General features: G+C 57.7%; 26 protein-coding genes. 12 read left to right on the top strand and 14 right to left on the bottom strand.

The window, feature by feature from the left end; genetic code table 11:
• Positions 1 to 51 precede the first annotated feature (51 nt).
• The 7 genes from E8M78_RS09560 to E8M78_RS09530 all read left to right on the top strand — a co-directional run bounded on the left by E8M78_RS09560 (position 52) and on the right by E8M78_RS09530 (position 7,806).
• Positions 52 to 813 carry a sugar phosphate isomerase/epimerase gene (locus tag E8M78_RS09560; protein WP_137134842.1) on the top strand — a complete coding sequence of 254 codons (762 nt, stop codon included), beginning with the start codon at positions 52 to 54 and terminating at the stop codon, positions 811 to 813.
• 27 nt (positions 814 to 840) lie between these two features.
• Positions 841 to 1,974 carry a Gfo/Idh/MocA family oxidoreductase gene (locus E8M78_RS09555; RefSeq protein WP_137134841.1) on the top strand — a complete coding sequence of 378 codons (1,134 nt, stop codon included), beginning with the start codon at positions 841 to 843 and terminating at the stop codon, positions 1,972 to 1,974.
• A 70-nt stretch (positions 1,975 to 2,044) separates the two neighbouring features.
• The gene (locus E8M78_RS09550; protein WP_170973380.1) at positions 2,045 to 3,652 is read left to right on the top strand and encodes a glycoside hydrolase family 43 protein; all 1,608 of its coding nucleotides are present in this window, start codon (positions 2,045 to 2,047) and stop codon (positions 3,650 to 3,652) included.
• 137 nt (positions 3,653 to 3,789) lie between these two features.
• A complete protein-coding gene (locus E8M78_RS09545; RefSeq protein WP_137134839.1) occupies positions 3,790 to 4,929 on the top strand; it encodes an 8-amino-7-oxononanoate synthase in 1,140 nt (379 codons plus the stop codon).
• A complete protein-coding gene (gene bioD / locus E8M78_RS09540) occupies positions 4,926 to 5,564 on the top strand; it encodes a dethiobiotin synthase (protein WP_137134838.1) in 639 nt (212 codons plus the stop codon). The genes E8M78_RS09545 and bioD overlap by 4 nt, the downstream gene beginning before the upstream one ends.
• Positions 5,561 to 6,826, top strand: coding sequence for an adenosylmethionine--8-amino-7-oxononanoate transaminase (locus tag E8M78_RS09535; RefSeq protein ID WP_137134837.1), 1,266 nt, complete (start codon positions 5,561 to 5,563; stop codon positions 6,824 to 6,826). The genes bioD and E8M78_RS09535 overlap by 4 nt, the downstream gene beginning before the upstream one ends.
• Positions 6,823 to 7,806 (top strand): beta-ketoacyl-ACP synthase III, encoded by a 984-nt coding sequence (locus E8M78_RS09530; RefSeq protein ID WP_137134836.1) that lies wholly within the window; start codon positions 6,823 to 6,825, stop codon positions 7,804 to 7,806. Before E8M78_RS09535 ends, E8M78_RS09530 begins: the two co-directional genes overlap by 4 nt.
• A 37-nt stretch (positions 7,807 to 7,843) precedes the next feature.
• On the opposite strand, the gene E8M78_RS09525 is transcribed toward E8M78_RS09530, so the two are convergent.
• Positions 7,844 to 8,743, bottom strand: a complete 900-nt coding sequence (locus tag E8M78_RS09525; protein WP_137134835.1) for a LysR family transcriptional regulator — start codon at positions 8,741 to 8,743, stop codon at positions 7,844 to 7,846.
• 197 nt (positions 8,744 to 8,940) lie between these two features.
• On the opposite strand from E8M78_RS09525, the gene E8M78_RS09520 reads away from it, so the two are divergent.
• The 4 genes from E8M78_RS09520 to E8M78_RS09505 are packed head-to-tail and all read left to right on the top strand — an operon-like array spanning position 8,941 to position 11,722.
• A complete protein-coding gene (locus tag E8M78_RS09520; protein WP_137134834.1) occupies positions 8,941 to 9,990 on the top strand; it encodes an aromatic ring-hydroxylating dioxygenase subunit alpha in 1,050 nt (349 codons plus the stop codon).
• Positions 9,990 to 10,934 (top strand): PDR/VanB family oxidoreductase, encoded by a 945-nt coding sequence (locus E8M78_RS09515; RefSeq protein WP_137134833.1) that lies wholly within the window; start codon positions 9,990 to 9,992, stop codon positions 10,932 to 10,934. Before E8M78_RS09520 ends, E8M78_RS09515 begins: the two co-directional genes overlap by 1 nt.
• 12 nt (positions 10,935 to 10,946) lie before the next feature.
• The gene (locus E8M78_RS09510; protein ID WP_137134832.1) at positions 10,947 to 11,369 is read left to right on the top strand and encodes a hypothetical protein; all 423 of its coding nucleotides are present in this window, start codon (positions 10,947 to 10,949) and stop codon (positions 11,367 to 11,369) included.
• Positions 11,370 to 11,398: 29 nt separating this feature from the next.
• Entirely contained in the window at positions 11,399 to 11,722 is a 324-nt protein-coding gene (locus tag E8M78_RS09505) for an SCP2 sterol-binding domain-containing protein (protein WP_137134831.1), read from the top strand.
• Between the two features lie 181 nt (positions 11,723 to 11,903).
• On the opposite strand, the gene guaA is transcribed toward E8M78_RS09505, so the two are convergent.
• From guaA to E8M78_RS09440, 13 genes are all read right to left on the bottom strand, one after another.
• Entirely contained in the window at positions 11,904 to 13,484 is a 1,581-nt protein-coding gene (gene guaA, locus E8M78_RS09500) for a glutamine-hydrolyzing GMP synthase (RefSeq protein WP_137134830.1), read from the bottom strand.
• A 40-nt stretch (positions 13,485 to 13,524) separates the two neighbouring features.
• Positions 13,525 to 14,163 (bottom strand): 5'-methylthioadenosine/S-adenosylhomocysteine nucleosidase, encoded by a 639-nt coding sequence (locus E8M78_RS09495; RefSeq protein WP_137134829.1) that lies wholly within the window; start codon positions 14,161 to 14,163, stop codon positions 13,525 to 13,527.
• On the bottom strand, positions 14,160 to 14,609 hold the full coding sequence (locus E8M78_RS09490; protein WP_137134828.1) for a PaaI family thioesterase: 450 nt from the start codon (positions 14,607 to 14,609) through the stop codon (positions 14,160 to 14,162). The genes E8M78_RS09495 and E8M78_RS09490 overlap by 4 nt, the downstream gene beginning before the upstream one ends.
• A gap of 61 nt (positions 14,610 to 14,670) precedes the next feature.
• Positions 14,671 to 15,123 carry a TspO/MBR family protein gene (locus tag E8M78_RS09485; protein ID WP_137134827.1) on the bottom strand — a complete coding sequence of 151 codons (453 nt, stop codon included), beginning with the start codon at positions 15,121 to 15,123 and terminating at the stop codon, positions 14,671 to 14,673.
• A 73-nt stretch (positions 15,124 to 15,196) separates the two neighbouring features.
• Entirely contained in the window at positions 15,197 to 16,291 is a 1,095-nt protein-coding gene (locus E8M78_RS09480) for a DUF1513 domain-containing protein (RefSeq protein WP_137134826.1), read from the bottom strand.
• Between the two features lie 4 nt (positions 16,292 to 16,295).
• Positions 16,296 to 17,417 (bottom strand): imelysin family protein, encoded by a 1,122-nt coding sequence (locus E8M78_RS09475; RefSeq protein WP_137134825.1) that lies wholly within the window; start codon positions 17,415 to 17,417, stop codon positions 16,296 to 16,298.
• The gene (locus E8M78_RS09470; protein ID WP_137134824.1) at positions 17,414 to 18,946 is read right to left on the bottom strand and encodes a di-heme oxidoredictase family protein; all 1,533 of its coding nucleotides are present in this window, start codon (positions 18,944 to 18,946) and stop codon (positions 17,414 to 17,416) included. Before E8M78_RS09470 ends, E8M78_RS09475 begins: the two co-directional genes overlap by 4 nt.
• A 44-nt stretch (positions 18,947 to 18,990) precedes the next feature.
• The gene (locus E8M78_RS09465; protein WP_137134823.1) at positions 18,991 to 20,262 is read right to left on the bottom strand and encodes an imelysin family protein; all 1,272 of its coding nucleotides are present in this window, start codon (positions 20,260 to 20,262) and stop codon (positions 18,991 to 18,993) included.
• A 177-nt stretch (positions 20,263 to 20,439) separates the two neighbouring features.
• Entirely contained in the window at positions 20,440 to 21,720 is a 1,281-nt protein-coding gene (locus tag E8M78_RS09460; protein WP_137134822.1) for an RsmB/NOP family class I SAM-dependent RNA methyltransferase, read from the bottom strand.
• A gap of 84 nt (positions 21,721 to 21,804) precedes the next feature.
• Positions 21,805 to 22,113 (bottom strand): septal ring lytic transglycosylase RlpA family protein, encoded by a 309-nt coding sequence (locus tag E8M78_RS09455; protein ID WP_137135056.1) that lies wholly within the window; start codon positions 22,111 to 22,113, stop codon positions 21,805 to 21,807.
• A 447-nt stretch (positions 22,114 to 22,560) separates the two neighbouring features.
• Complete coding sequence (locus tag E8M78_RS09450) at positions 22,561 to 23,433, bottom strand: SDR family oxidoreductase (protein ID WP_137134821.1); 873 nt, start codon at positions 23,431 to 23,433, stop codon at positions 22,561 to 22,563.
• Positions 23,421 to 24,617, bottom strand: a complete 1,197-nt coding sequence (gene queG, locus E8M78_RS09445) for a tRNA epoxyqueuosine(34) reductase QueG (protein WP_137134820.1) — start codon at positions 24,615 to 24,617, stop codon at positions 23,421 to 23,423. Before queG ends, E8M78_RS09450 begins: the two co-directional genes overlap by 13 nt.
• Positions 24,598 to 25,290 (bottom strand): glutathione S-transferase family protein, encoded by a 693-nt coding sequence (locus E8M78_RS09440; protein ID WP_062555138.1) that lies wholly within the window; start codon positions 25,288 to 25,290, stop codon positions 24,598 to 24,600. Before E8M78_RS09440 ends, queG begins: the two co-directional genes overlap by 20 nt.
• Before the next feature lie 160 nt (positions 25,291 to 25,450).
• Between E8M78_RS09440 and E8M78_RS09435 the strand changes: the two genes are divergently transcribed.
• Positions 25,451 to 26,257 (top strand): undecaprenyl-diphosphate phosphatase, encoded by an 807-nt coding sequence (locus E8M78_RS09435; RefSeq protein WP_137134819.1) that lies wholly within the window; start codon positions 25,451 to 25,453, stop codon positions 26,255 to 26,257.
• Positions 26,258 to 26,372 lie beyond the last annotated feature (115 nt).

The raw sequence follows: 26,372 nt of genomic DNA, 5'->3' as shown, positions 1-26,372 counted from the left end.
AGCGGGCCAACCTTTGATGAACATGGGCTGCCCTCAGCCCGGAAGGATGACATGACTGAACTTGGCTTCCAGCTCTACAGCGCCCGCAACTTTCCGCCTCTGTCCGAAACCCTGAAGAAGCTCGCAGCAGCCGGTTACAAGACGGTCGAAGGCTATGGCGGCATCTATGCCACCATGGATGATGCAGCACTTGAGGGGCTCCGTGCAGACCTGGACGCCAACGGCCTGAAGATGCCAACAGGCCATTTCGGTCTTGATCTTCTGGAGAAACAACCGGAACAGGCGTTCAAGATTGCCAAGGTGCTGGGCATCGAAGCGATCTATTGCCCCTATCTGATGCCGGACCAGCGTCCGACGGATGCCAAAGGCTGGTATGCCTTCGGACAACGTCTGGCAGAAGCGGGCAAGCGCTATCAGGACGCCGGTTATGTCTTCGGCTGGCATAACCACGACTTTGAATTCCAGGCGCTGGAAGACGGCTCCACACCGCAGGAGCAGATCTTTGCAGGCGGACCGGATCTTGCCTGGGAGGCTGATATCGCCTGGGTCATTCGCGGCAAGGCGGACCCGTTCAGCTGGATCGAGAAGGAAGTCAAGCGCATCCAGGCGGTTCACGTGAAGGACATCGCGCCGAATGGCGAAAATACCGATGAGGATGGCTGGGCGGATGTGGGTCACGGCATTGTTCCCTGGCGCGACCTGATGGCAAAGCTGCGGCATACCTCGGCAAAGCACTTTGTGCTGGAGCACGACAATCCGAAGGACGTCGATCGGCTGATTTCCCGCTCGATCGCATCCTTCCAGACTTATTGACACCTGAACGGAGTTTCGGAGTTTCCCATGACCAAGGAATTGGGCGTCGGCATCATTGGATGCGGCAATATCTCAACCACCTATCTGTCGCTCGCCCCGCTCTTCAAGGGATTGAAGATGCTGGCTTGTGCAGACATCAACCCGAACGCTGCGCAACTTCGCGCCGAAGAATATGGTGTGAAAGCACAGACCGTTGAGGAACTGCTGGCGAATGACGAACTCGACGTCATCGTCAACTTGACCATTCCTGCCACGCATTTCTCGGTGTCGAAGGCCATCTTGGAGGCGGGCAAGCACGTCTATTCGGAAAAACCGCTGGTGCTTTCTCTAGGGGAGGGCGAGGAGTTGCGGGCTCTGGCCAAGGCGAAGAACCTCGCAATCGGCTGCGCACCGGACACCTTCCTCGGCGGTTCGCATCAGCTTGCGCGCAAGACGATTGATGAAGGCACAGTCGGGCGCATCACTTCGGGCACATGCCATGTCATGAGCCCCGGCATGGAAATGTGGCACCCAAACCCCGGCTTCTTCTTTCTGGCAGGCGGTGGCCCCATCCTCGATCTCGGTCCCTATTATATTGCCAACCTCATCAACCTGATCGGGCCGGTCAAACGCGTCGGAGCACTCACCTCCATGGCGAACCCGACCCGTACCATTACCAGTCAGCCACTGGCGGGAACGGAAATCCCGGTCGAGACGCCGACCAACATCCATGCTCTGCTGGAATTCGTCAGCGGTGCGACGATCACGCTTTCCGCAAGCTGGGATGTCTGGTCTCACCGCCATGCCAATATGGAGCTCTATGGCACCGAGGGCTCGATCTACGTGCCGGACCCGAACTTCTTCGGCGGCAAGGTTGAGACATCCGGTCGCAGCATGGATATCCAGCCGCTCGAGATGTGGGATCACCCCTTCGCCAAGGACAATCAGGAAAGCCCGCGCGGCCCGCGCGCCAACTACCGCACGGCAGGTCTTGCCGACATGGCCATGGCGCTGATCGAGGGCCGCGATGCCCGCTGCTCTCTAGACCGCGCCCTGCACGGGATTGATGTCATGACATCCATTCTGAAGTCGGGCGAAGAGGGCCGCTTTATCGACATGACCACAACCTGCACCCAGCCCGCAGCGCTTGGCATCGACGAGGCGCTGGCGCTGTTGCGGTAGGGTGCAGGGTCAAGCCGGTCTCGCTTGAGGAGGTGAGACCGGCTTGCACGAACATTGAGGAGGAATGACCATGATCCGCAATCCAATTCTGCCCGGATTCAATCCCGACCCTTCCATCTGCCGGGTGGGCGAGGATTACTATATCGCGACCTCGACATTCGAATGGTATCCGGGCGTACAGATCCACCATTCACGCGATCTGGTGAATTGGACGCTGGTGCGCCGTCCGCTGGATCGCAAAAGCCAGCTGGATATGCGGGGCAACCCGGATAGCTGCGGCATCTGGGCGCCGTGCCTTTCCTATGCCGACGGGCTGTTCTGGCTGGTCTACACTGATGTGAAGCGCCTCGACGGCAACTTCAAGGATGCCCACAACTACATCGTGACCTCGCCGACGATCGAAGGCGAATGGTCAGATCCGGTCTATGTAAACTCCTCCGGCTTCGATCCGTCGCTCTTCCACGATGATGACGGGCGCAAATGGTTTCTGAACATGCAATGGAACCACCGTACTGAAAGCTATGGCGGCGCGCCGAAGCATCCGGCCTTTGACGGTATTCTGTTGCAGGAATGGGATGCGAAGACACAGAGCCTGAAGGGACCGATCAGGAACATTTTTGCCGGTAGCCCGCATGGGCTGGTGGAGGGCGCGCACCTCTTCAAGCGCAATGGCTGGTACTACCTCACCACCGCTGAAGGTGGCACCGGCTACGACCATGCAGTGACCATGGCGCGGTCCCGCAATATTGATGGCCCTTATGAAATGCATCCGGAAACGCATCTCATCACCTCCAAGGATGCGCCGGATGCCGTTCTGCAACGAGCAGGCCACGGGCAATATGTCGAGACGCCGGAGGGTGAGGCCTATCACACCCACCTGTGCGGACGACCTATGGCACCCAAACGCCGCTGTACACTGGGTCGCGAAACTGCCTTGCAGAAATGCGTCTGGAAAGACGACTGGCTTTATCTCGCCCATGGGGGCATGGTGCCAGCCGTCCATGTGCCAGCACCTGCCGATGTGGAGCCCGAAAAGCAACCGGACCGGATTGATTATTTCTTCGACGGGCCCGAACTTCAGAAGGATTTTCAATGGCTGCGAACGCCGGAGCCCGCGCGTATTTTCTCTCTGTCGGCAAGGTCGGGAGCCTTGCGGCTTTATGGGCGTGAAAGCATCGGATCCTGGTTCGAGCAGGCGCTCGTCGCACGCAGGCAGGAGCATCACATTTTCCGTGCAGAGACGGTCCTGGAGTTTCAGCCGGAAACCTACCAGCAGGCGGCGGGTCTCACCCATTACTACAATCGCCACAAATTCCATGCGCTTGTCGTAACCCTGCATGAGAAGCTTGGTCGGGTCGTCACCATTTTCTCATGCCCCGGCGACTTTCCACATGCGCGCATGCAGTTTCCCATCGGAAGCGGGGTCGCTGTGCCCGATGGGCCGGTGCATCTGGCGATGGATATCCACGAAAACGATCTGCAATTCTTCTACCGAACTGCTGAGGAGACGAGCTGGCAGTCCATCGGCCCGCTGCTGGATGCGGGGGTGGTCTCCGATGAAGGCGGGCGAGGCGAGCATGGATCCTTCACGGGTGCCTTCGCCGGTATGATCGCCTTCGACATTACCGGACGCGCAAAACCGGCAGACTTCCTCAGCTTCGCATACCAAAGCATCTAACCTTTCCTGCAACCTTGACCTGAGGCGGAGAAAAACTCTGCCTCTTTTTTTGTTTCGAAATATTTTATCTATAATTTTGCGGAAAGATTGGCTAATTCACGCTGAGTGAAATCGTGCGCGAGTGAATTATCTACAAAATGATAAAGCTTTCCCATCCTCACGGTGATAAACTGGATGTTCTGGCATCGCGTGGTCGGCTGCGCCGATTGTCACTTCCAAATGGTGTGGATCTCAGCTCGAACGATTACCTTGGATTGGCTCGCTCGCCCGAACTTGCTGCCCGGTTGATTGAAGCCCTGCAAAGGGGTGTGGCTACGGGGTCCGGCGGTTCACGGCTTTTGCGCGGCCATCATGAAGAACACGAGGAACTGGAGGCAGAGGCAGCCCGCTTTTTTGGTGCTCAGCGCATGCTCTATTTCGGCGGCGGCTACAGCGCCAATCTCGCTATTCTCTCCACACTGCCGCAAGCTGGCGATCTGATTCTCTACGATGCTTTGGTTCATGCCAGTGCCTATGATGGTATCCGCGCCAGTCGCGCCGACGCATTGAGCATACCCCACAACGACGCGCATGCCTTCGAGGCGACGCTGAAGTCCTGGCGGCAAGGAGGCGGCAAGGGCTGCCCGTGGATCGTCGTGGAAAGCCTCTATTCAATGGATGGCGATGTCGCACCCTTGGCAGATCTGGCCGAAATTGCCGAGCGTTACGGCGCCTTTCTGGTAATCGATGAAGCGCATGCGACCGGTGTCCACGGTCCGAATGGCCGCGGGCTGGCCGCTACGTTTGAAGGGCGGGAGGATGTCATCACGCTTCATACCTGCGGCAAGGCACTGGGTGCCTTTGGCGGTCTGGTCGGTGCCAGCCGTTTGATGTGCGACTTCCTCATCAATCGCGCCCGTCCATTCATCTATGCCACGGCACCCCCGCCGCTGCAGGCACTTGCCGTGCGGGAGGCATTGGCGCTGATACAGGCGGAACCACAAAGACGAAAGGCACTGCAGGATCTGGCGGCCTTCGCCAACAACAAGATTGGCGAGAGGCTGGGCCTTCCCACGAGCGGAACACAGATCATTCCCGTTCTCCTTGGGGAGGATGGCAAGGCTGTTCGGGTCGCTGAAAAACTGCAGGCGGCGGGCTTCGATATCCGTGCCATTCGCCCACCCACCGTTCCCGCCCGCACGGCGCGGCTGCGCATCACCATTACCCTCAACGTCGACCAAGAGATAATTGAACGAATGGTCGATCAACTGGCGCGCATTCTGGAAGACGAGAGATGAGCCGAACCTTCGTCGTGACCGGCACGGATACCGGCATCGGGAAAACCGTATTTTCCGCAGCGCTCGTTCAGGCACTGGAGGCCCATTACTGGAAGCCGGTGCAGAGCGGGCTGGAGGAGAAAACCGACAGCGAACTGGTAGCACGTCTTGCCGGGGCCGAGCCGGTTCGAATTCTGCCGGAAGCGTGGAAGCTGAGGACGCCTGCCTCTCCCCATTTGGCCGCGCAGATCGATGGTGTCGAGATCGACCCCCTTGCACTTGTTCCGCCGCAGGTGGAATGGCCCCTGGTGATCGAAGGGGCCGGTGGGCTTCTGGTGCCGCTGACCCGGAGCGTCACCTATGCGGATGTCTTCGCGCGCTGGCAGTTACCCACCATCCTCTGTGCCAGAACCGCGCTCGGCACCATCAACCACACCCTTCTGTCGCTGGAGGCCATGCGGGCGCGCCACATCCCGATCCTCGGCGTTGCCTTTGTCGGTGAGGAAGTTCGCGATAGTCAGGCAATCATTGCAGAACTGGGACAGGTCCGCATCCTTGGTCGACTTCCACAGCTGGAAAGACTGGACCCGCAAACATTGCGCTTGGCCTTTGCGGACCATTTCGATCCTGCCGAATTCAAGGGGCCTGCGGCATGACATCCCCGATCTGGCATCCCTTCACTCAACATGCGCTTGAACCGGCTTTTCAGAAGATAGCGGCAACCGATGGGGCCTATCTGATCGAGGAGAGCGGAAGGCGCGTACTCGATGCCATCTCATCCTGGTGGGTCATTACCCATGGTCATCGGCATCCGCTGATCATGCAGGCAATTCGCCACGCGGTGGATCGTTACGATCAGGTCATCTTCGCCGAATACAGCCACGAACCGGCGGAAGAATTGGCCAAGGGATTAGTGAAGCTCGCTCCGCAGGGCCTGAACCACGTTTTTTATTCCGATAGCGGATCGACCGCTGTTGAAGTGGCGCTCAAGATGGCACTCGGCACCTTTCACAATCGCGGCGAGAAGCGGTCTCGCATCATCGTCATGGAGCACAGTTACCATGGCGATACGATTGGTACCATGTCGATGGGCGAGCGGGGCGTATTCAACGCCGCCTACGAGCCGCTCCTGTTCGGCGTAGACGTGATTCCGTTTCCTGAGGCGGGCGGTGAGCAGGAGGTGCTGGATAGCCTGGAAGGCTTGTGCCGCTCGGGTCAGACTGCCGCTCTTCTGGTTGAGCCGCTGGTGCTGGGGGCAGGCGGCATGAGGATGTACCCGCCGCAGCTCCTCGCCCGCTTTCGGGAGATTACCCGACACTATGGGGTATTTCTGATTGCCGATGAGGTGATGACAGGCTGGGGTCGAACCGGCACGCTGCTGGCTTGCGAACAGGCGCAGATCACCCCGGATATCCTGTGCCTTTCCAAGGGCATCACCGGCGGGGCACTGCCACTCGCTGCCACACTGGCGACTTCGGAAATCTTCGAGGCGCATTACTCCACGGACCGGCGCAAGACCTTCTTCCACTCAAGCTCCTATACGGCCAATCCCATAGCCTGCGCCGCCGCCGTGGCCAACCTCGATATCTGGAAGAGCGAACCTGTTCTCGACCGGATCCGGACAGTCGAGGACTTGCACCGGCACAGGCTTTGGCAGCTTGAAGGCAACGCCCGTATAGCCGATCTGCGCCAGATGGGCACCATTGCTGTTGTAGAACTCGCTGTTCCGGCGGGCGGCTATCTGTCCAATGTCGGGCCAAAGCTGCGGCGGTTTTTCCGCGAGCGTGGCGTACTGATCCGTCCGTTGGGCAACGTCATCTACCTGATGCCGCCCTACTGTGTGACGCAAGCCGATCTGGATCTGGCCTATAACGTGATTTCGGAAGGCATCGAGCAACTGGCAAGAGGTGCCTTATGATCACCAGCAGCCATATGGCAGGCTTCGGCCACTACGTGCCCGAACGACGCGTGGAAAATGCGGAGCTGGAGGCTCATTTCGGCTTGGATACCGGCTGGATCGAGAACCGTACCGGTATTCGCGCGAGGCACTGGGCCATGCCGGATGAACGGTTGACGGACATGGCGGCGAAGGCCGGAGCCATGGCTCTCGATGAGGCTGGGCTTGCGCGGCATGAGATTGGATTGATCTTGCTCGCCACCTCTACGCCTGACCACCTCCTGCCGCCATCTGCCCCGCTTCTTGCGCATCGGCTGGGTCTTGAAAGGTCCGGTGCGATTGATCTTGCCGGGGCCTGCTGTGGTTTCGTTCAGGCGTTGGTACTTGCCGATGGCTTCGTCAGAACGCAGGGCAAGGCGGTGCTCGTTGTTGCTGCCAATATTCTCAGCCGCCGTATCAACTGGCAGGAGAGAGCCAGCGCCATTCTGTTTGCGGATGCAGCCGGTGCCGTGGTGCTAACCCCTTCGACACAGAGAAACGGCGGTCTTCTTGGCTCGGAGCTCATCTCCGATGGCTCCCACTACGACCTGATCGGCATTGCCGCAGGCGGCTCTGTCCGGCCATTCGAAATGACCATGGAGCTTGAGGAAACGAGAATGTCGATGCGCGATGGCCGGAAGGTCTTTTCGCTTGCCGTCAGCATGATGGGCGATTGCACCACCGTAGCACTGGAAAGGGCAGGATTGGCTGCGAGTGATATCGACCGGTTCATGCCGCATCAGGCAAACAGTCGTATTATCGATGCCTTGAGCGAGCGACTTGGCATCCATTTCAGCCGCTCGGTTCGGACGCTTGGCGACTATGGGAATTCGTCAGCGGCCACCATTCCGCTCTCGCTCTCGCTGACAAACGGGCAACAGGCATTTCGGCAGGGTGAGACGCTACTGATGACGGCTGCCGGCGCTGGCATGTCCGGCGGTGCGCTTGTCTGGCGGATGTGACAGAATAGGGATAAGCGGCAAACCCAGCCGATCATCGTCAATTCTTGCCGAACAACCCTTTGATGACGCCGCGCAACCATTGATGAGCATCGTCACGATCCAGCATGGCCGACCATACAAGACCAAAGGGCAGGATCATGGGCGGCTCCAGAGGTATCGATGTCAGATTGCGACCTGAGACCTCCCGTTTTGCCAGTTCGCGGGTAACAACGGCCAGAAGATCTGTTCCTTCCAGGAGAGCCGGGATAGTCAGATTCTTGGTGACATGGACTACGGAGGCCAGATGCATCATCGGGTGCGAGCGAGCCGACTTCGTGAAGGCATCAGTTGGCCGAAAGGCAATGGTGGGACGCCCGTAAATTTCCGGTAACGTAAGGCTCTCGCGATGCGACAAGGGGTTGTCTGCGCACATCAGGACGGAATCCAGCCGGATGGTTGATAGCGCCTCATAGGTCAAAGGTACGGGCGCCAGACTGTCCAGGGCGATCTCAGGCAGGAAGACAAAGTCTGTTTCCCGATTGGCCAGATCTTCCGGCAGGCCCGTTTCAAGCCCCTTGAACTGGATAGACATATTGGGCGCTTTTTGACGCAAGGCCCGGATGAGTGGTGCTCCGGCTTCCACCACCAGCGTATCTGTTGCCGCGATGACAAAAGCGCGGTCAGACTGGGCGGGATCGAATTCCGTCTTTTCGAAGATCGTGCCAATGGCATCCACAATATCGCGGACCGGCTGCGAAAGGGCTGCTGCCCGAACGGTTGGCTGCAATCGGCTGCCCGACCGGATGAAAAGAGGATCGTTCAGGATCTCGCGCAATTGCGCCAATGCTGTGCTGACTGCCGAAGGCGTTCTGCCAATCTGCTCTGCCGCCTGAGAGACAGATCCTGTCTCAAGCAAGGCGTGAAGGACCGTGAGCAAGTTCAGATTGATGTTCTTCAACCCATTTTTGGAAATGGTGGCCTCCCAATTTTACCCATCCGATTGAAACAGTTGGAAATTATTACGAAAATTTCCATTTCAACGGAGCTTAATGACTATGTCAGACTTTTGGAATTCCCACTCCCGCAAAAATGCGCACTCTGGGTCACGTGAGTGAGGCCGACGATTGAGGAGACCGGCCCACGGGAGGAGAGGAAATGGCATTCTTGATGAACGCGTGGTACTGCGCAGCCTGGACGGAAGAACTGGAAACAGAGGATCGGTTCGCACGCAAACTCCTGGGTAAATCAGTCCTGATTTTCAAAAAGCAGGATGGCACGTACGGCGCGATTGGCAATGCATGTCCCCATCGCTTTGCGCCCTTGAACAAGGGGCCGCGGGAAGGGGACACCTTCATCTGTCCCTATCATGGACTGGAATTTGACACCAATGGCCGTTGCACCCGCAATCCTAATGAGGGTGGTACAATTCCAAGGGCGGCGCGGGTGCCATCCTACCCGCTTGTTGAGCGGGATAGCGCGCTCTGGATCTGGATGGGCGATCCAAAGAAGGCAGACCTGGACCTGATCCCGGATTTTTCGATGATCCGCGCGCGTGAAGGTTGGAACGTTGTACGCGGCCACCATGTGACCAAGGCCAATTACGAACTGGTGATGGATAACCTGATGGACCGCACCCACGTGCAGTTTCTTCATCCCTTGTTGAAGCTCATGGGTGAGCAACCAGAGAATTTCCAGCGCATTCAGAGCGTTGAGCAGATCGGCAATATGATCTGGGATTACCATGGTGAGGTAAACTGTACAAAGTATCCGTTGCTGGATGCGCTCTGGCCGGAAGCGCCCGATATCGTCGAGAACTACTTCGATGTGCGATGGGAAGCACCCAGTAACATGCTGCTCAATGCCGGCACAGTGGAAGTGGGAACCAACCGGGAAGTGGGCGTCCATTTGCCCATGAGCAATCTTCTCACCCCCGCTGACGAGTTCAGCACACATTACTTCTGGAGCCAGGCCCGCGACAAGAACATCGGTCGCGAGGAGATGGATGAGATGATCAAGGCCGGTGTGGCCCATACTTTCCAGAATGAAGATGGCGAAATGGTCGCCGACTGCATGGAAATGATGGGGACCAACGATCTGATGCGTCTCAATCCGGTCATGCTACCCGGCGATGCCGCAGCCGTGCGCGCCCGACGTATCCTTTCCTCGATGATCGCCGCAGAACAGGCCGAGGCGGGACTGGTTTGATGGACGTTATCGTTTCCCGCAAGACGCCGGAGACGCCAGACATCGTGACGGTCGAACTGGTCTCCGCCCAAGGGTGTGCTTTGCCCCCCTTTACGGCGGGAGCCCATGTGGACGTCACGCTTCCCGGCGGAATGATCCGGCAGTACTCACTCTGCAATGCTTCGGATGAGACACACCGCTATGTCCTCGGCGTGCTGCGCGATCCCAAATCGCGCGGAGGCTCGAAAGCTCTACATGATACCGTGTCTGAAGGTGACCGGCTGACCATCAGCGCGCCGAAAAATCTGTTTCCTCTGATCGAGAATGGGAGACGAAGCGTGCTGCTGGCTGGCGGCATTGGAATAACCCCCCTCCTCAGCATGGCAGAAAGGCTGAGCGACCTGCGCTTGGACTTCGAGTTGCATTATTTCACCCGATCCGCCGAACGCACGGCGTTTCGTCAACGCCTCGGTGCAAGCGCATTCCGTGATCGTGTCCGGTATCATTTTGACGATGAGGGGCCGGCGCCGGATATGCCTGCCTTGATTGGTGCGGCTGAAGCCGGGCGGCATCTTTATGTCTGCGGGCCATCTGGCTTCATGACAGCGGTGCTCAGCGCCGCAAAAAGCCTTGGCTGGGCTGAGGAGCAGCTTCATTCCGAAGCCTTTTCCGCCGACCTATCACCGCGGGAAAGCGATGATGCGTTTGAAGTGGTTCTTGCCCGCCGTGGACGAACCCTAACGGTTGCAAAGGGAGAGACGGTTATCGCTGCCATGGAGGCAGCCGGGGTCGACCATCCGATCTCCTGCGAGCAGGGCGTTTGCGGAACCTGCATCGTTGGTTTGCTGGAGGGCATTCCCGATCATCGGGATATGTTCCTGACACCCACAGAACAGGCTGCAAACAAGCATTTCCTGCCTTGTTGTTCTCGCGCGAAGTCAGCGCGCATCGTGCTCGACATTTGAGGAGATTGGCCGATGCCAAAATACGAGAAGCAATATGACGTCCGAACCCATCTGTTCCGAGATGAGGTGGATGGGTTTCACATCTCCAATGGCGCCATCGTCCTGAACCGTCCAATAGAGTTCAGGTCTGAGACGGGCGATATCGAACTGGTGCTGAGGGACGTTGCCTTTGCCGTCAACGAGGATGATCTCGGCATACGCCGCCTGTCGTTCTCTGGTTCGGCCGATAAGCGGTTCAACGACCCGGGGCGAGTGATGTGCGGACTGCATATGTCGCAAAGCCGCGAAATGATTCCATTCCTCGATGCCGGCCATCACACATTGATAGACGTCGAAAGCGGCCCCTTTGCCGATGACGACAAGATCATGAAACTCATTGGCAACCCTGCGAAATATGCCCAGCGCGTTTTCCTGAACGCCAGGATGAACCGATAACCGCAATTAATCCAAAGGAGGAGTTGGAGATGGCAGCAAAAGTTAAAGTTGCAAATTTTGATGAGGCCGTACAGGAGATCCGCCGCCGGGTCACAGCGTCGAAAAACTTCGATGCCCGTGTGCGGTTCACCTTCGATGATGGCAAGACCTATCTTGTCGATGGACACACGACCCCGCCCAGTTTTGACGAAGGCGGTACGAACAACGAAGACGTCACTCTGACAATGGGATCAGACATCTTCATCAAGATTACCAATGGCGAATTGATTGCTCCAGTTGCCATGGCGACAGGCAAAGTGAAGGCCAAGGGTAACCTGATGAAGGCCATGTCGCTTTCCAAGGTTCTCGACTGAAACGCGCGGCAGAAATGCGCCGATCACAACAGCCGATCCATGCCCCAACGGGGTAATCGACTGTTCCCAGTCGGAACGCATACATTCCCGTGATAGGCGAGATTGCGTTCCGTTCTTGAAGACCCAAAGCATCGAACCGATCTGGTACCGGTTCGATGCCTCACTCTGATGTATCAGAGAATTATTCCCACTCGATCGTGCCGGGCGGCTTCGACGTGATGTCGTAGGTCACGCGGTTGATGCCCTCGACTTCGTTGATGATGCGGGTTGCGGTTTCGCCGAGGAACTCGTGGGTGAAGGGGTAGTAATCTGCCGTCATCCCATCGACCGAGGTCACAGCGCGCAGTGCGCAGGCATAGTCGTAGGTGCGGCCATCGCCCATCACGCCAACGGTGCGAACGGGAAGGATTGCCACGAAAGCCTGCCAGATCTCATCGTAGAGTCCGTGTTTACGGATTTGGTCGATGTAGACCGCATCGGCCTTGCGCAGGATTTCCAGCTTGTCGCGGGTAATCTCGCCGGGGCAGCGGATCGCAAGACCCGGACCGGGGAAGGGGTGGCGACCGATGAACTTGTCCGGCAGGCCAAGCTCGCGGCCCAGCGCGCGCACTTCGTCCTTGAAGAGTTCGCGAAGCGGCTCGACCAGCTTCAGGCCCATCTTTTCCGGCAGGCCGCCCACATTGTGGTGGCTCTTGATGGTGACGGAAGGGCCGCCCGAGAAGGAGACGCTTTCGATCACATCAGGATAAAGCGTGCCCTGCGCCAGGAATTCAGCGCCTTCGATTGTATTTGCATGCTTCTGGAACACATCGATGAAGAGACGACCAATAGTCTTCCGCTTGACTTCCGGATCGGTCACGCCTTCCAGTTCGCCCAGAAACAGGTCCTGTTCGTCCGCATGAATCAGCGGGATATTGTAGTTATCCCGGAACATGGTAACGACTTCCTGGGCCTCATCCTGCCGCAGCAGGCCATGGTCCACAAAAACGCAGGTGAGCTGTTCGCCGATGGCCTCATGGATGAGAACCGCAGCGACCGAGCTATCGACGCCACCGGAAAGACCGCAGATAACCTTTTTGTCACCCACCTGAGCCCGGATCTTGGCAATGGCCTCGGCGCGGTAAGCCCCCATGGTCCAGTCGCCCTTGAAGCCCGCGAGCTTGACGAAGTTTTCGTAAAGCGTCTTGCCGTTTGGTGTGTGGTGCACTTCCGGGTGAAACTGAACCGCATAGAAATGCCGCTTCGGATCGGCGGTGATCGCATAGGGTGCGTTGGGTGAAGTGCCATAGACCTCGAAACCCGGCGCGATGCGGCTCACATGATCGCCATGGCTCATCCACACCTGCTCGCGGCCTTCCGCAAACCAGCCATTGAGGAACGGATCGGTTTGATCGGCCGGCGTTACGTAGGCGCGACCGAATTCGGCTGTGCCGCCGCCGCCGGAAATCTTGCCGCCTTCGACCTGGCCGCCGAGATCCTGCATCATGACCTGCTGGCCGTAGCAGATGCCAAGGACGGGAACACCGAGCGAATAGACCGACTGCGGCGGGCGGGGCGAACCCTCGCGTGTTACCGAATCCGGTCCGCCGGAGAAGATCACGGCTCTCGGCTTGAATGCAGCCAGGAAAGCGTCCGTGACGTTCTGATAGGGATGGATTTCGCAATAGACGTTCAATTCGCGCAGACGCCGCGCAATAAGCTGCGTAACCTGCGAACCGAAATCGATGATGAGGAGGCGGTCGTGATGGGCTATCTGGGTCATGGCGAGCCTTTAATGAAGAACGGGCATTTTTGCAACTGACTCAGAGGCTCAAAGCGCCGGATTCTAGAGCCTGCGTCAAACGATCGACCGCATGGGCAAGCTTCTCGTCGATGACATGCAGATATTCGGTCCAGTCGCTCACGTGTTGCAGTTCCGCTTTCCCATCCGAAATACCGCGCAAGCCGATGAGTGGCACATCGAAGGCATGACAGGCGCGCAGGACTGCGAAGGTTTCCATTTCGACGAGATCTTCATCGATCAAGTTATAGGCGTCACCGGAAACGATGTTCGCACCGGTCGAAAGGCTGGCTACGGGAACGCCGGGAATGCGAAGCGGCAGGTCGATAACAACAGGCAAATCGAGTAAGGGTGTGCGACCCTTTTCAAAACCAAGCGGGGAGGCATCCATATCGCGGTAGGATACCGAGCTGATCTGATAAACTTCCGTCTGCTCCAGTGTCCGCGAACCGGCGGAGCCGAGGCAGACAACGAGATCCGGCAACTCCTGTCTGGCGCTGAGCGCGCTCAATGCCTTGGTCAGCGCCACGGCAGCTTCTACCGGCCCGACACCGGTGATCAGGGGGCTGAACCGTGCCTTCAGGTGCGGACCATATTCGGGCAATGCCGCCATGACAAAAAGCAGCCGTTTTCCGGCAATCGTCTTCAACTCGAACGTCATCCGGTCACATCCTCGCGCCCGCGGATCACCATCATGCTGCCGCTCATGGAAGCAATCAGTTTGGCAGGGCCGTTCGTCAGCGCATAGGCCCTGCCATCCGCGACGATGATGGTTGAACCCGGTTTGGTGATTTCGCCACGGAACAGAAAGCGTTCGCCACGTCCAGGAGACAAGAGGTTCACCTTGAACTCGATAGTCAATATGGAAGCATCCGGATCGATGACTGTATAGGCCGCATAGCCACAGGCCGCATCCAAAGCCGCGGAGATCACTCCAGCATGCAGAAAACCGTGCTGCTGCGTCAGTTTCGCATCGAAAGGCATTTCAATTTCGACCATGGCATGCTCAACGCGTGTCAGTTCTGCGCCAAGCGTTCCCATGAAGGCCTGTCGCCCGAAACTCTGCCTTACCCTTGTCCGGAAATCTCCGGGATCGACCTCATCCATCCTGTGCCCCTTTTGTCGGCGCGAAACTGGCACGGCATCGGCAGGGCTGCAAGAGACAGGATCAATTCAGTATGAACAGGGAAAGGTTCAGAAGCGTCGCGAAGCTTACCCATGCAACATAGGGAAGGAACAAAAGCGCGCTGATCCTGTCTCGTTTCCAGCTGCGCTGGGTGAAGAGTACGATGAGCACCAGCATCGGAATGATGACGATGAGCCCGAGCAAGGTGCTTTCCATGCCGAAGAAGGCCGGAGACCACAGAAAGTTGAGGGCCATCTGGCCAAACCAGATCTGCATGCGCGACGAAGATGGCGAGGAATGCCAAGTCCGGGCACCCGCAATGCCGATCAGCACATAGAGCGTGCTCCAGACTGGCCCGAAGATCCAGTTAGGCGGATTGAAGGGTGGCTTGTTCAGCGACTGGTACCATTCGCCCGGAACATTGGCGATACCGATCAAGGCGCCCAGAGCGACAACGACGGCGATGAAGAGGATATGAATGAGGATCTTTTTCATGAAGCCGGAACTAGGGTCTGTTGTGGCTCATTCCAGAGCCGTATGGTCGCCTTTGAAACTTATTTCTGATGTTTCAGGCAAGCCGAACAAGATGCTGGTCCCAGTTCACGTTCGAGCGGGTCCCTTCGAGATCGCCGCTATAGGTGGAGACTGCGATGCCGGTTGGCGCTCGGGCGACCCCTGCCGCATCAGGAACGGCATCCTCTCTCAGCACCTGCCCCGTCTGCGCATCGAGTATGACCGCATACCCACCCTTCGGAGAGGTCAGACCGACCAGCCTCTCACGCCGGTTAACGGCAATGGCACCGACATAGTTTGCCAGCCTTTCCGTCGTTTCCGGCGGAATGTCGATGAAGGTAATATCGTCGCCCAGAGCAAAATATCCGGTGAGAGGCGGATGATCACCTCGCGGACCTTCATACTGGCAGGCGAACCAGATCCGGCCACGCCGATCCACATCCAGATGCCGGGTGGAAAGTTGCCGGAGATGGTCGGGCATAGGGTGCCGCTCGATGATCTCGCCGCTCGCCGCATCGAGAATGGCAAGTGACGGCTGCATGCGGTCGAGATTGAGCTTGGTGCGGCCGAAATCCGGATGTGTCTCAATGCCGCCATTGGCAACGATCAGAAGCCGTCCGTCATCGGAGACTGTCATGTCATGGGTGCCGATGCCCCCTGCATCGAACTCAGCAATTCTGCGGAACTGGGACTTGGCATCGTATACGCCAATCACGCCCCGGTTCCCATCGAAATCGTTCTCGCTTGCATAGAGCAGTCGGCCGTCCGGGGAAAAGTGGCCGTGTCCGTAAAAATGACGTCCAGAGGGCGTGCTGATCAGCACCGGCTCATCCTGTCCTGAAGGATCGAAGATCATCGCAAATGTGCCGGGACGGCGAGCGAAGACGACGCACCGGCCTGTCAGCAGACAGTAGGAGAGGCCATGAGCCCGTGCGGGCAGGGCGATCCGTTCTATGATCTCGCCCCGCTCCGTTATCGTCGCGACACCGTAGCGTCCGTCTGCAGCCCGGAACGCGGACGCGAAAACTGCATCCGATCGATCAAGCGCCATCAGCTTTTCCGGGGCAAGAGCGGCAAGGAAACCTACTCCCGCAGCCTTGACGAAGCTGCGCCTGTCAATCTCGCCTGTTCTCACCTCGAAGGTCCGCATCCAATCAGTCTCCGTCGGAAAAGGAAAAGCCGGTGGTGAGGCCGAGCGCCTGCCCCAGATCATCGTTAAGCAGAGTAATCAGATCGCGGCTGTCGGAAAGAATGGCATCCAACTTTGCCTTCTGCTGCGGTGTGCTGACGGCCGCCTCCAGATCGGGATCAATATCCTGAGCGAGCGTGGTGAGCGATTTGAAATAGACATCAATGGAGTTCACGATCCAGATCTGGCTGGGCTTCAACAGCTCCTTGATGCCCGATCCATGGACGAGCTGCCGCAGCCCTTCCAGATTTTCGCGCAGCATCGGAAATGTCAGGCCGGAGCGCCAGAAAAGTGCTTGCCTTGGGAAGCTTTGAGCGGATCCGCTTTTATAGAAGCTCTCGATGCGCTGATCGCGTAGGGCTTCCGCCGCGTGAACCAGAATACCAAGCACCTCGGTGACGGCTTCCTGATCCTGCCGAAAGGCAGAGCTTTGCGGGCCGGGGCTCTTCCAGTCTTTAGCAATACCGTCCGGATCATCCCAGGCCTGAACCAGTTCCATCGCGATGTGCTGAATATTGCCGGCGATGGCGAGGCCGTAGCTGCATCGATAAGATTTTGTCTGCGCAGTCAGTTGATCCGAGCCGGTGCCATGCAGCAGAAATTCAAGCGCTCCCAGACCCTGTACGGCAACGCTCTTGGAAGAAAGGCTGTCCGGCGCAGTTGCCGTCTCGTCGGAGGATGACAGCAAAGCCTGAACCTGCCGAAGCCCGAGCCCCTTCTTGTCTGGATAGAAGAGTATTCTCTCGAAACGGTTCTTTTCGAGAACAGGTCCGACACGCACGATTTCAATCCGCGCCCAGCTTTTGGCAGCTTCGGAGAATGCAGCCTGTGCCTGAGCAAGATTGTTTGCCGACGGCGTGGTGCAGAGCTGCATCATCCGATCGCTCAGAAAGCCGGTTTTTTCTGAAAAGTCCCTGTAGCCCGGCTGTACGACGTTGGCGATCACCTGTTCCATCAGTGCCCTTGTCCGCTCATGCGTCAGCACCGGCGGTGGAGAAGGGTTCGCATCCTGCGCGCCCACCTCTGCCGCTGCAAACAGGGCAAGACCAAAGGCCAGACCGACAGACAGGACACTTATGCGCATCATAGGGACTCCAGAAACGTCAACAGGGCATTGCGCTCTCTGGCTTCAAGAGCCGCAAAACCGTTCCGGGATTTCTCCGCCTCGCCACCGTGCCAGAGAATGGCCTCAGTCAGGTTGCGGGCGCGCCCGTCATGCAGAAAAAAACTATGTTTACTGACAGTCTGCGTCAGGCCGACGCCCCACAGTGGCGCAGTACGCCATTCTCGGCCGGACGCGTCACCGACGGTTTGGCCGTCAGCAAGTCCTTCGCCCATATCATGGAGCAGGAAATCCGAATAGGGCCAGATCAGTTGAAAGGCCTGAGAAGGATCGGAAGCGGAGCGGCTCGTCACAAATTTCGGCACATGGCAGCTCGCGCATCCTAGGCGATAGAATGTCTGTTTTCCCTTGAGCACCTCGGGCGAATTGACATCGCGTCTTTCAGGAACGGCAAGATGGCCCGAGTAGAACGTCACGAGGTCCATGACAGGATCCGGCGCCTCGGTATCGCCAAGACGCGGCTGGACTCCGTTCGCACGGGCGCGGCAATCCGTTTGTTGCGCTGTGCAATCGCCGTAAGGATCGGGTCTATCGGGCGTGGATAGTCCAAGGTCGCCCGAGAAGGCCGCAGAGGTCTGGTCTCGGATAGTGGCGTTCTGTGCCTTCCAGCCAAAGCGCCCGAGCGCCAGTTTGCCTGTCACGTGGTCTCGAACGACAGCTGCTTTTCCTGAAATTCCGTCTCCATCCCTGTCATCCGGGTCTGAATGGGCGAGAATGTCCTGCGGGGGAATGGCTTCGATGAGACCAAGGCCGATCATGGCAGGGGCAATACGGGGTGAAAGGATTGTTCCGGCTGCAAGCGGGCCTTGAGCAAGTCCGTTGACCGAATAGGTGGGGCGTCGCAGCGAGACAGTGGTGCCATCCTTGAGGCGGACAGGCTCTTCCGTGTAGGAGATCTGCATGCTCCCTTCGGCAGCAAGTCCAGGTACAGCAAGATCTTGCAACTGCGCACCGTATATCGGATCAGGAAAATTGAGCACACGACGATCGGCAACGAGTGCTCTTTCTTCCTGTGTTTCAGGGGAGCGCGCCAGCCGCAGGAACATGGAGATCCGGTCATTGCTTCCCTCGGGCGGGTGGCCACGTCCATCCTTCACATGGCAGCTGATGCAGGAGCGTGCATTGTAGAGCGGCCCCAATCCATCGGAGGCTTGCGTCGAGGAAGGTGCGGCGACCCATAGCTTGGTGAAAAGCGCATTCCCAAGCTTGAACTCTTCCTGCTGGCTGAAGGTAATGCCGGGAGAGAACTGCGAGAAAGCATCAGCATCAATGGCGCGCGTCGAGGTTGCTGCACCTGCGGACATTGCTTCAAATGGTTCTGCTTTACCAAAATCACCAGCCGGTCGAGTGACTGCGGCGACACGCGCCTGATCCTTCGGCGTCAAGTCCTCCCGCAGATCCTGGTACGGCCATTTTTCCTGCCCTGTGCTGGAAGTCGACAGGAGACAGGTCAGGAGAATGGAGAGAACAAGGGCAAGTGCGCGTTGATCCATCAGTGAGTAACAGCCCGCCAATAATCTCGACGGGCCGTCCTATCTCATTTGAACACGGCGTTCGGATTGTCGAGGCTCGCCGAACCTTGGAGCTTCAACTGACCGAGATCGAGTGCCGCGATGACGCGCTCGATCGATTTTGTCTGGGCAATCAGGTCATCGATCGGGGCCTGAACAACCGCATTGCCCTCCTTGTTGCCCTCGGCGATCATCTGGTCATAGGCTTCGATCTTCTGGGCGCGCTCCGCCATGATCTGCATGTCGGCAAGCGTCTTGTCGAGCTTTGCGTTCAGTTCCGTGTCGAGAGCGGCGCCCCTGGCCTTGACGAGATCGGAGAGGGAAGGCCCGGCCAGTTTGGTTCCGTCAGTGCGTGTGTAGGTTCCGCGATAGGCGGACGCGATGCCAATGGCGTCGTTCAGGTGCGAATTGTGCGTGTTGTCGGAAAAGCAATCCTGCTCCTCTTCCGGATCATGCAGCAGAAGGCCAAGCTTCATGCGCTCCCCGGCCAGTTCGCCGTAGGAGAGGGAGCCCATACCTGTCAGGATTGCGGCAAGGCCCGCTTTCGGATCGGCCAGAACCGCTTTCGTGGCTTCGCCGGTCGGAGCCCAGGCCTCTACCATTTCCTGAAGATCCTGAACCAGCAACGTGGTCGCCGACTTCAGATAATCGCCGCGACGATCGCAATTGCCATGAGTGCAATTGGCCTTGTCGTAATCGCTAAACGGGCGATTGCCTGCTCCCGGTCCAGTGCCATTCAGGTCCTGTCCCCACAGCAGGAATTCGATGGCGTGGTAGCCGGTCGAAACATTGGCTTCCACTTCGCCAGCCGTATGCAGGCTGCGGATCAGCTCCGGCGTGATCTTCGAGGCGTTGATCTCCTCGCCGTTGACTGAGAGCTTCGGGTTTGCAATCACATTGGCTGTGTAGAAGGCGTTGGCATCGCTCTCGGTGCCATAGGAGGCATCGACATAATCGATCAAACCTTCGTCCAGCGGCCAGGCATTCACCTTGCCCTCCCAGTCGTCGACAATCGGATTGCCGAAGCGGTAGACTTCTGTTTGCAGATAGGGCGTGCGTGCGGCAAGCCATGCCTGACGCGCAGCCTTCAGCGTTTCATCTGATGGCTTCGCGATGAGGGCGTCCACGGCCTTGTCCAATGCCTTGGCTGTGTTCAAAGCGTCTTCGAATTTCGCATGTCCAACGGCCGCATAGTGTTTAAGAACCTCGGTGGGCTCGGCAGCCAGTGCAGGCAGCGCGACAAAAGTCACCGAAGCGGCCAGTGCAGAACTGATAGTCAAGAGTGTACGGCGGAGCATGGTCCCCTCCTGTCTGAAAATGACGATGCCGATGGCCGATCACGCCTTCCCGGCAAAACGTGACCTGAGTAAGGCATCTCTGCCCTTTCTCCGATCAATCGTTTCAATCCTCATTGCTCAAAAGGAAACTGGTGTCAAATTATCTAGATTAGAGGGTTTCCAGCCTCGAGAGCCAAATCAGTTATTCCGTCTGAGCTTGCAGAAGAAGAAGCCATCGGTCTGCGTCGAGGCCGGTGTCAGCGTCAGGCTGCGACCATCGGCGGAATGCGGCTTGGGCGCGTCCTTGCCAAACAATGTTTTCCAGTCGTCCAGAGCGGATTGCATCTCGTAAGCAGGATTGTTCGCCAGAAAGCGCTCGATCTGTCGGTCATTCTCTTCCGGCAGAACGGAGCACGTGACATAGACGAGTGTTCCGCCGCGTTTGACATAGGCCGCAGCCGATGACAGCGCATCCTGTTGCTGTCCAAGGCGCTCTTCAATGTTCTTCTGCGTCAGACGCCATTTCGTGTCGGGCCGCCTGCGCCATGTTCCGGTGCCCGTGCAGGGGGCATCGACAAGCACGACGTCCAGCTTCTCCCTCAGGGCCTCCATCTGTCGCACATCGTCGTGCACCTGAACATTGCGGGTGCCTGCGCGGCGCAGTCGCTCAATGATGGGCGCAAGACGTTTGCGGTCGGCGTCATAGGCGTGAACCTGACCCTTGTTGTTCAGGGTTGCCGAGAGCGCCAGCGTCTTGCCGCCGCCACCTGCGCAGTAATCCAGAACCTGCTGCCCTTCGGATGGCATTACGAGATCGGCAACAATTTGCGATCCCTCGTCCTGAACTTCGAACCAGCCTTTCTGGAAGGAAAGTTCAGCGGTCACATTCGGAAGGCGTGATGCACCATCACCGGCAGGAATACGGATACCCTGACGCGCAATCCGGGTTGGCTGTGCACCTGCCCGATCCAGCGCCTTGACGACCTTGTCCCTGTTTGCCTTCAGCGTGTTGGCCCGCAAATCCAGCGTTGGCCGTCCAACCATGGCCTGAGCTTCTGCAAGCCAGGCATCGCCGAAACAGGACTGGAAGCTCGCAACGACCCATTCCGGGATATCGCCTTGAACGTGAACTGGTGCGTCCGTCAGATTTCGCTCGGAGAGAGCTGCCAGATCTGGAGCGTGTGGCGCAAATTTGTCATCCGCGAGTTCCGCGGCGAGGCTTGTCCGCGTGAAGCCCCATTGGCGTAGAAGAACGGCGTAGACCAGTGCTGTTTCGCTCTCGTCGTCCATCAGCCACGCATGAGACAGACGCATGCGCAAGGCATCGTAGACGATGTTGCCGATGGCGGCGCGATCTCCGGAGCCAGCGAAGCGATGCGCCAGGCCCCAGTCCTTCAGTGCATCGGCAACGGGACGTTTGCGCGTCTCGATATCTGCCAACACTTCGATGGCTGCAGCCATCCGTCCGCCCAGTCGCATGTCCTGATCTCCTTGCTTTCCGGCGCGTTTAACCGTGAAAAGCCATCAGGGCAAGCTTGCGGAGCAATCCGCCACCCATACGGATCAGCCAATGACCTCGTAACAGACCTGCGCCGTGCCTGTCGAAACCATTCCGATGTCGGCTGCAGCAGCCTTCGAGAGATCGATGACACGGCCGCGAATGAAAGGACCTCGGTCGTTGATGCGAACCACGACGGTCTTGCCATTGCGCTTGTTGGTAACCTTGACCTTCGTTCCAAAGCTCAGCGAGCGATGCGCCGCGGTGAGTTTGGAGGCGTTCATACGTTCGCCGGAGGCTGTCTTGGAACCCAGTGCATACCAGGAAGCGTGACCACAACCTGGAGCGGCTTGCGCCGTTTGGGAGCCAATCATCGAGAACGATGCGAGAGCGACTGCTGCGAAAGCTGAGCGTTTTGGAAGTTTCAAATCCTGTTATCCCCGTTGATCCGAGTGGTGAGATGCGTGCGGGGTGGTCTAGGCATGGCCAAAAAAGGCGAAAACGTGGGCTTTATGATCACGCAATATTAAAATATGTAACAATCGTGATTGGAAGCCGGCTAATAAACTAACCGGCTTGAGCAGGAAAAATTAAGTGATTCCAGTAGGATTCTGGAAAATTGTTCTGCCTCGAATCCAACACCTGATTCGAGCAAAAACGTGAAGAGAAAATTTTATCAAAATGTAGAATCGGTCGCCACATTTGGACAAAAAATATGGCGCTTTGTCATGATAGTTAAATTTCTATAATCCGATGACCCAACTTGGATGGAATTTTCATCTTTTTCAGATTGCCCACGTGGATCGTCTGCGGGACTGGATTCATGAGTTCCAGCGACCGGACTGCCACAGTTGTTCCAGGGAGATCTTAAAGTTTGGAAACTGAAAACTAAATCCTAGGTTGCGCATCTTCGCATTCGAGACTCTTTTATTCTCGCCGTAGAAGGAGCGCGCCATCGGCGTCAGCTCAGCCGTTTCGAACGCCTGTTCCGGCGGAGGCAGAATGCCCATGAGGCGCGCCGCTTCGCTAACGACATCCTGCGGCGGCGCGGGAAGATCGTCTGTCACATTGAAGATACCGGAGGCTCGCCGCTCGCACAGGAACAGCGTCGCGCGACCGATATCTTCCACGCGGATCCGGTTGAACACCTGGCCCGGTTTGACCAGCCTGCGTGCCGTGCCCTGGGCCAGATTGATAAACCCGTTTCGCCCTGGTCCGTAGATTCCGGAAAGGCGGAGGATGACGAGAGGAGTTCCGGCGCTTTTGGCCGCATTCTGCCATGCGTTTTCCGCGGCCACGCGTTCCCGCGAACGTGCAGACACCGGCTTGCACGGTGTTTCCTCATCGACCCACTCGCCCTGATGGTCGCCATAGACGCCGACTGTCGAAAGATAGGCGACCCATTGAAGCTTCGGGAAAAATTCGCGCAGGTCGCCCTCTATGATGTTGAGCAGAGGGTCTCCGCCTTCTCCGGGTGCGATGGACTGGATGAGATGCGTTGTCTGGGCAATTTCCGTCCGCAGAGAGTCGTCCAATTCCGTTCCGCAGAAGAGAAACGGTCGGATCACCTGATCCTGCAAATTCCGACTCTTCTTCTCGGTACGCGTCGTTCCGGCCACGTCCGCGCCAGCCTTCAGGAATTCTGCAGCAATTGCCTGTCCCGAATAGCCTGCACCAAAAATCATGACCCGCATGCCTGAACTCCCATTACCCATTCATTCTCAACGTCGATATCCGCATCAGGCGCTCTATGCTGCGCCATGAGGAGAAAGGCATCAACCTGCATCAATCTTGACAAGGCCCAGACAGCCATACCCCGCACATCGGGTGATGCATCATTCAACAGCACTTTACACGGTTCGATGAGGGACGGATCACCGGAATTGCCGGCTGCAATCAGCACATTGCGGATAAAGCGGTCGCGTCCGATACGTTTGACTGGCGACCCGCTGAACAGGGAGCGGAACCGACCGTCGTCCAGAGACAGCAGACTGGCAATGGTTGGCGCTTTTAAATCTGCCCGCGCTCTCAGCTTCATTTCGGATGCTTCGGAGGCAAACTTGTTCCACGGACAGACCGCCAGGCAGTCGTCACAGCCGTAGATGCGGTTGCCGAACATTGGCCGTAGGGCAGGCTCGATAATGCCTTTGTGCTCAATGGTGAGATAGGAAATGCACCGTCTGGCATCGATCTGGTAGGGGGCCGGGAAGGCATTCGTGGGACAGGCATCGAGACAGGACCGGCAAGAGCCGCAATGATCGCGTTCCGGTGCATCGATCTCCAGTTCCGCGGTCGTAAACATGCTGCCGAGAAACAGCCAGGAGCCGAATTCGCGGCTGACCAGGTTGGTATGTTTCCCCTGCCAGCCCAGACCTGCAGCAGCGGCGAGCGGCTTTTCCATGACGGGGGCCGTATCCACGAACACTTTCACATCCTCGCCAGCGCGGGCAGCAAAGCGCGTTGCCAGTTCCTTCAGCTTGCCCTTGATGACATCGTGATAATCGCGGTGCCTCGCATAGACCGAGATCGCTGCTCTGTCTGTCTTGGCGAGAAGTTCGCGTGGATCCTCATCGGGACCATAGTTGACGCCGAAGAGAACAATGGAGCGAACCTCGCTCCAGAGGACACGGGGGTTAGCACGACGCTCTCGGGTTTCCTCCATCCAGGCCATCGTACCATGGCGTCCGGCCTGTAGGAACGTGCCAAGGCGTTCAGGCGCCTGAGGTATCGAATCAGGCAAAGTGATGCGGCAACTGTCGAAGCCAAGCGCCTTGGCTTCGACCAGCAAGAACGTCTTCAGCTTGCGCTGCCGATCCAGAGCCTTCACAGCCTGTCGATCGGCGTCAGCGTTTTCAGTTTCAGAAATCGAGGTCCGCATAATGAGACACCGGCGTAATGCCGCGAATGCGTTCTGCCAGGAGCGGCCGGAACGAGGGGCGCGACTTCAGCCTCTGATACCATTCCTTGGCGATGGGTGTCTCTTGCCAATCGATCTCGCCCAGATAGTCGAGAACGGAAACCGATGACGCTGCTGCGAGATCCGCATAGGAAAGACGGTCGCCCGCCAGCCAGGTGCGAGAGCCGGCAAGCCAGGAGAGGTACTTCATATGTTGGCGGATATTGCCCCGTGCCGTCCTCAAAACCTTGGAGTCGGGTGCGCCGCCGCCTTGGGCTGCCGTCATCTGGAGCTTGTAGACACGCTCCTTGGTGAGTGGGCGCGTGACATCCTGTTCCATCTTGAGAAGGAACCATTCCGTCAACCGCCGGATCTCTGCCCTTTGGAACGGATCTTCCGCGAACAGGCGCTTGTCCCGCTTCAGGACGCCGTGCGTTTCGTCGAGGAATTCCAGCAACACATTGGGTCCGCACAAAGCCCGCATATTGTCATCCACATAGACAGGCAGCGTGGCGGCCGGATTGATCGTCAGGAATTCGCGGCGCTTCTCCCAAGGTTGCTCCTCGACGAGATCCGTCTGGAAACCGTATTCCGCCAGGATCAATCTGACAAAGCGCGAGGCCGAGGACATGGGATGATGATACAGAGTGGGCATCGATACTCGAAATTGAAGTTTGCTGTTATAAGCGTTGAGTCGGTCGCGATCACCAAAGCCGGAATGTGGCTGACATAAGGCGGCCAAGCCCGATTGTTAGGGTGAGGTTGCAGATTCCGTTCCCACTATAGGTCCCATCACCGTTAATAAAGGATCAAGAATGGCCGACCAATCTATCGTTGGCGCCCTCGTTCTCGGCTTGATCGAAGGTCTGACTGAATTTATCCCCGTTTCATCCACAGCCCACGTGCTCCTCGCAGGACACTTCATGGGGTTTCGTTCGCCCGGCAACACCTTCGCGGTTCTGATCCAGCTGGGTGCTATCCTCGCCATCCTTATGGTCTATTTCCAGAAGCTGCTTCAGATTGCTCTGGCCCTTCCTCACAGCACCCAGGCACGAAGATTCGTACTGACAGTGCTGCTTGCGTTTCTGCCAGCCGCAATTATCGGCGCTCTGGCGCACGACTTCATCAAGAGCGTCCTGTTCGAAACGCCGATGCTGATCTGCGTGATGCTGATTGTCGGAGGTTTTATCCTTCTGGCAGTCGACAAGATGAGCCTAAGGCCGCGCTACACAGACATCACGCAATATCCGGCGGGCCTTGCGTTCAAGATTGGCCTCTTCCAGTGCCTTGCGATGATACCGGGCACCTCACGCTCCGGAGCAACGATCGTGGGCGCGCTCCTGATGGGGACAGACAAGCGTTCCGCAGCGGAGTTTTCGTTCTTTCTCGCCATGCCGACCATGCTGGGTGCGTTTGTTCTTGATCTCTACAAGAACAGGAATGCTCTCAGCTTCGATGATGCGGGAATTATCGCGATCGGCTTTGTGGCCGCCTTCGTGACGGCGCTTCTGGTGGTACGATCCCTGCTCGATTTCGTATCCAGTCGAGGCTTCGCACCATTTGCCTACTGGCGCATTCTGGTGGGCACCGCGGGCCTTATCGGCCTACTCGTGTTTGGCTGATGCTCGCAAAGGCATAAATCCTGCCTTTGCATCCTCAAATCGACCAAAAGTCATGACCTCCACCAGAGGTGGAGGTTTGAAACGCTGCGCTTGAACCGCTAGAAGCGGTTTTGCT

It is taken from the genome of Rhizobium sp. FKY42, assembly GCF_005222835.1.
Classification (GTDB): Bacteria; Pseudomonadota; Alphaproteobacteria; order Rhizobiales; family Rhizobiaceae; genus Neorhizobium.
This window is presented reverse-complemented; position numbering and strand designations above follow the sequence as displayed.

Bases quoted from the DNA above. Each gene is read 5' to 3' on its own strand.
- E8M78_RS09480 (WP_137134826.1), bottom strand. From the start codon at position 16,291: ATGCGGACCTTCGAGGTGAGAACAGGCGAGATTGACAGGCGCAGCTTC.
- E8M78_RS09505 (WP_137134831.1), top strand. From the start codon at position 11,399: ATGGCAGCAAAAGTTAAAGTTGCAAATTTTGATGAGGCCGTACAGGAG.
- E8M78_RS09470 (WP_137134824.1), bottom strand. From the start codon at position 18,946: ATGGATCAACGCGCACTTGCCCTTGTTCTCTCCATTCTCCTGACCTGT.
- E8M78_RS09555 (WP_137134841.1), top strand. From the start codon at position 841: ATGACCAAGGAATTGGGCGTCGGCATCATTGGATGCGGCAATATCTCA.
- E8M78_RS09455 (WP_137135056.1), bottom strand. From the start codon at position 22,113: ATGATTGGCTCCCAAACGGCGCAAGCCGCTCCAGGTTGTGGTCACGCT.
- E8M78_RS09515 (WP_137134833.1), top strand. From the start codon at position 9,990: ATGGACGTTATCGTTTCCCGCAAGACGCCGGAGACGCCAGACATCGTG.
- E8M78_RS09490 (WP_137134828.1), bottom strand. From the start codon at position 14,609: ATGGATGAGGTCGATCCCGGAGATTTCCGGACAAGGGTAAGGCAGAGT.
- E8M78_RS09475 (WP_137134825.1), bottom strand. From the start codon at position 17,417: ATGATGCGCATAAGTGTCCTGTCTGTCGGTCTGGCCTTTGGTCTTGCC.
- E8M78_RS09435 (WP_137134819.1), top strand. From the start codon at position 25,451: ATGGCCGACCAATCTATCGTTGGCGCCCTCGTTCTCGGCTTGATCGAA.
- E8M78_RS09510 (WP_137134832.1), top strand. From the start codon at position 10,947: ATGCCAAAATACGAGAAGCAATATGACGTCCGAACCCATCTGTTCCGA.
- E8M78_RS09535 (WP_137134837.1), top strand. From the start codon at position 5,561: ATGACATCCCCGATCTGGCATCCCTTCACTCAACATGCGCTTGAACCG.
- queG (WP_137134820.1), bottom strand. From the start codon at position 24,617: ATGCGGACCTCGATTTCTGAAACTGAAAACGCTGACGCCGATCGACAG.
- E8M78_RS09465 (WP_137134823.1), bottom strand. From the start codon at position 20,262: ATGCTCCGCCGTACACTCTTGACTATCAGTTCTGCACTGGCCGCTTCG.
- E8M78_RS09545 (WP_137134839.1), top strand. From the start codon at position 3,790: ATGATAAAGCTTTCCCATCCTCACGGTGATAAACTGGATGTTCTGGCA.
- E8M78_RS09520 (WP_137134834.1), top strand. From the start codon at position 8,941: ATGGCATTCTTGATGAACGCGTGGTACTGCGCAGCCTGGACGGAAGAA.
- E8M78_RS09550 (WP_170973380.1), top strand. From the start codon at position 2,045: ATGATCCGCAATCCAATTCTGCCCGGATTCAATCCCGACCCTTCCATC.
- bioD (WP_137134838.1), top strand. From the start codon at position 4,926: ATGAGCCGAACCTTCGTCGTGACCGGCACGGATACCGGCATCGGGAAA.
- E8M78_RS09460 (WP_137134822.1), bottom strand. From the start codon at position 21,720: ATGCGACTGGGCGGACGGATGGCTGCAGCCATCGAAGTGTTGGCAGAT.
- E8M78_RS09560 (WP_137134842.1), top strand. From the start codon at position 52: ATGACTGAACTTGGCTTCCAGCTCTACAGCGCCCGCAACTTTCCGCCT.
- E8M78_RS09440 (WP_062555138.1), bottom strand. From the start codon at position 25,290: ATGCCCACTCTGTATCATCATCCCATGTCCTCGGCCTCGCGCTTTGTC.
- E8M78_RS09485 (WP_137134827.1), bottom strand. From the start codon at position 15,123: ATGAAAAAGATCCTCATTCATATCCTCTTCATCGCCGTCGTTGTCGCT.
- E8M78_RS09450 (WP_137134821.1), bottom strand. From the start codon at position 23,433: ATGCGGGTCATGATTTTTGGTGCAGGCTATTCGGGACAGGCAATTGCT.
- E8M78_RS09530 (WP_137134836.1), top strand. From the start codon at position 6,823: ATGATCACCAGCAGCCATATGGCAGGCTTCGGCCACTACGTGCCCGAA.
- E8M78_RS09495 (WP_137134829.1), bottom strand. From the start codon at position 14,163: ATGACGTTCGAGTTGAAGACGATTGCCGGAAAACGGCTGCTTTTTGTC.
- guaA (WP_137134830.1), bottom strand. From the start codon at position 13,484: ATGACCCAGATAGCCCATCACGACCGCCTCCTCATCATCGATTTCGGT.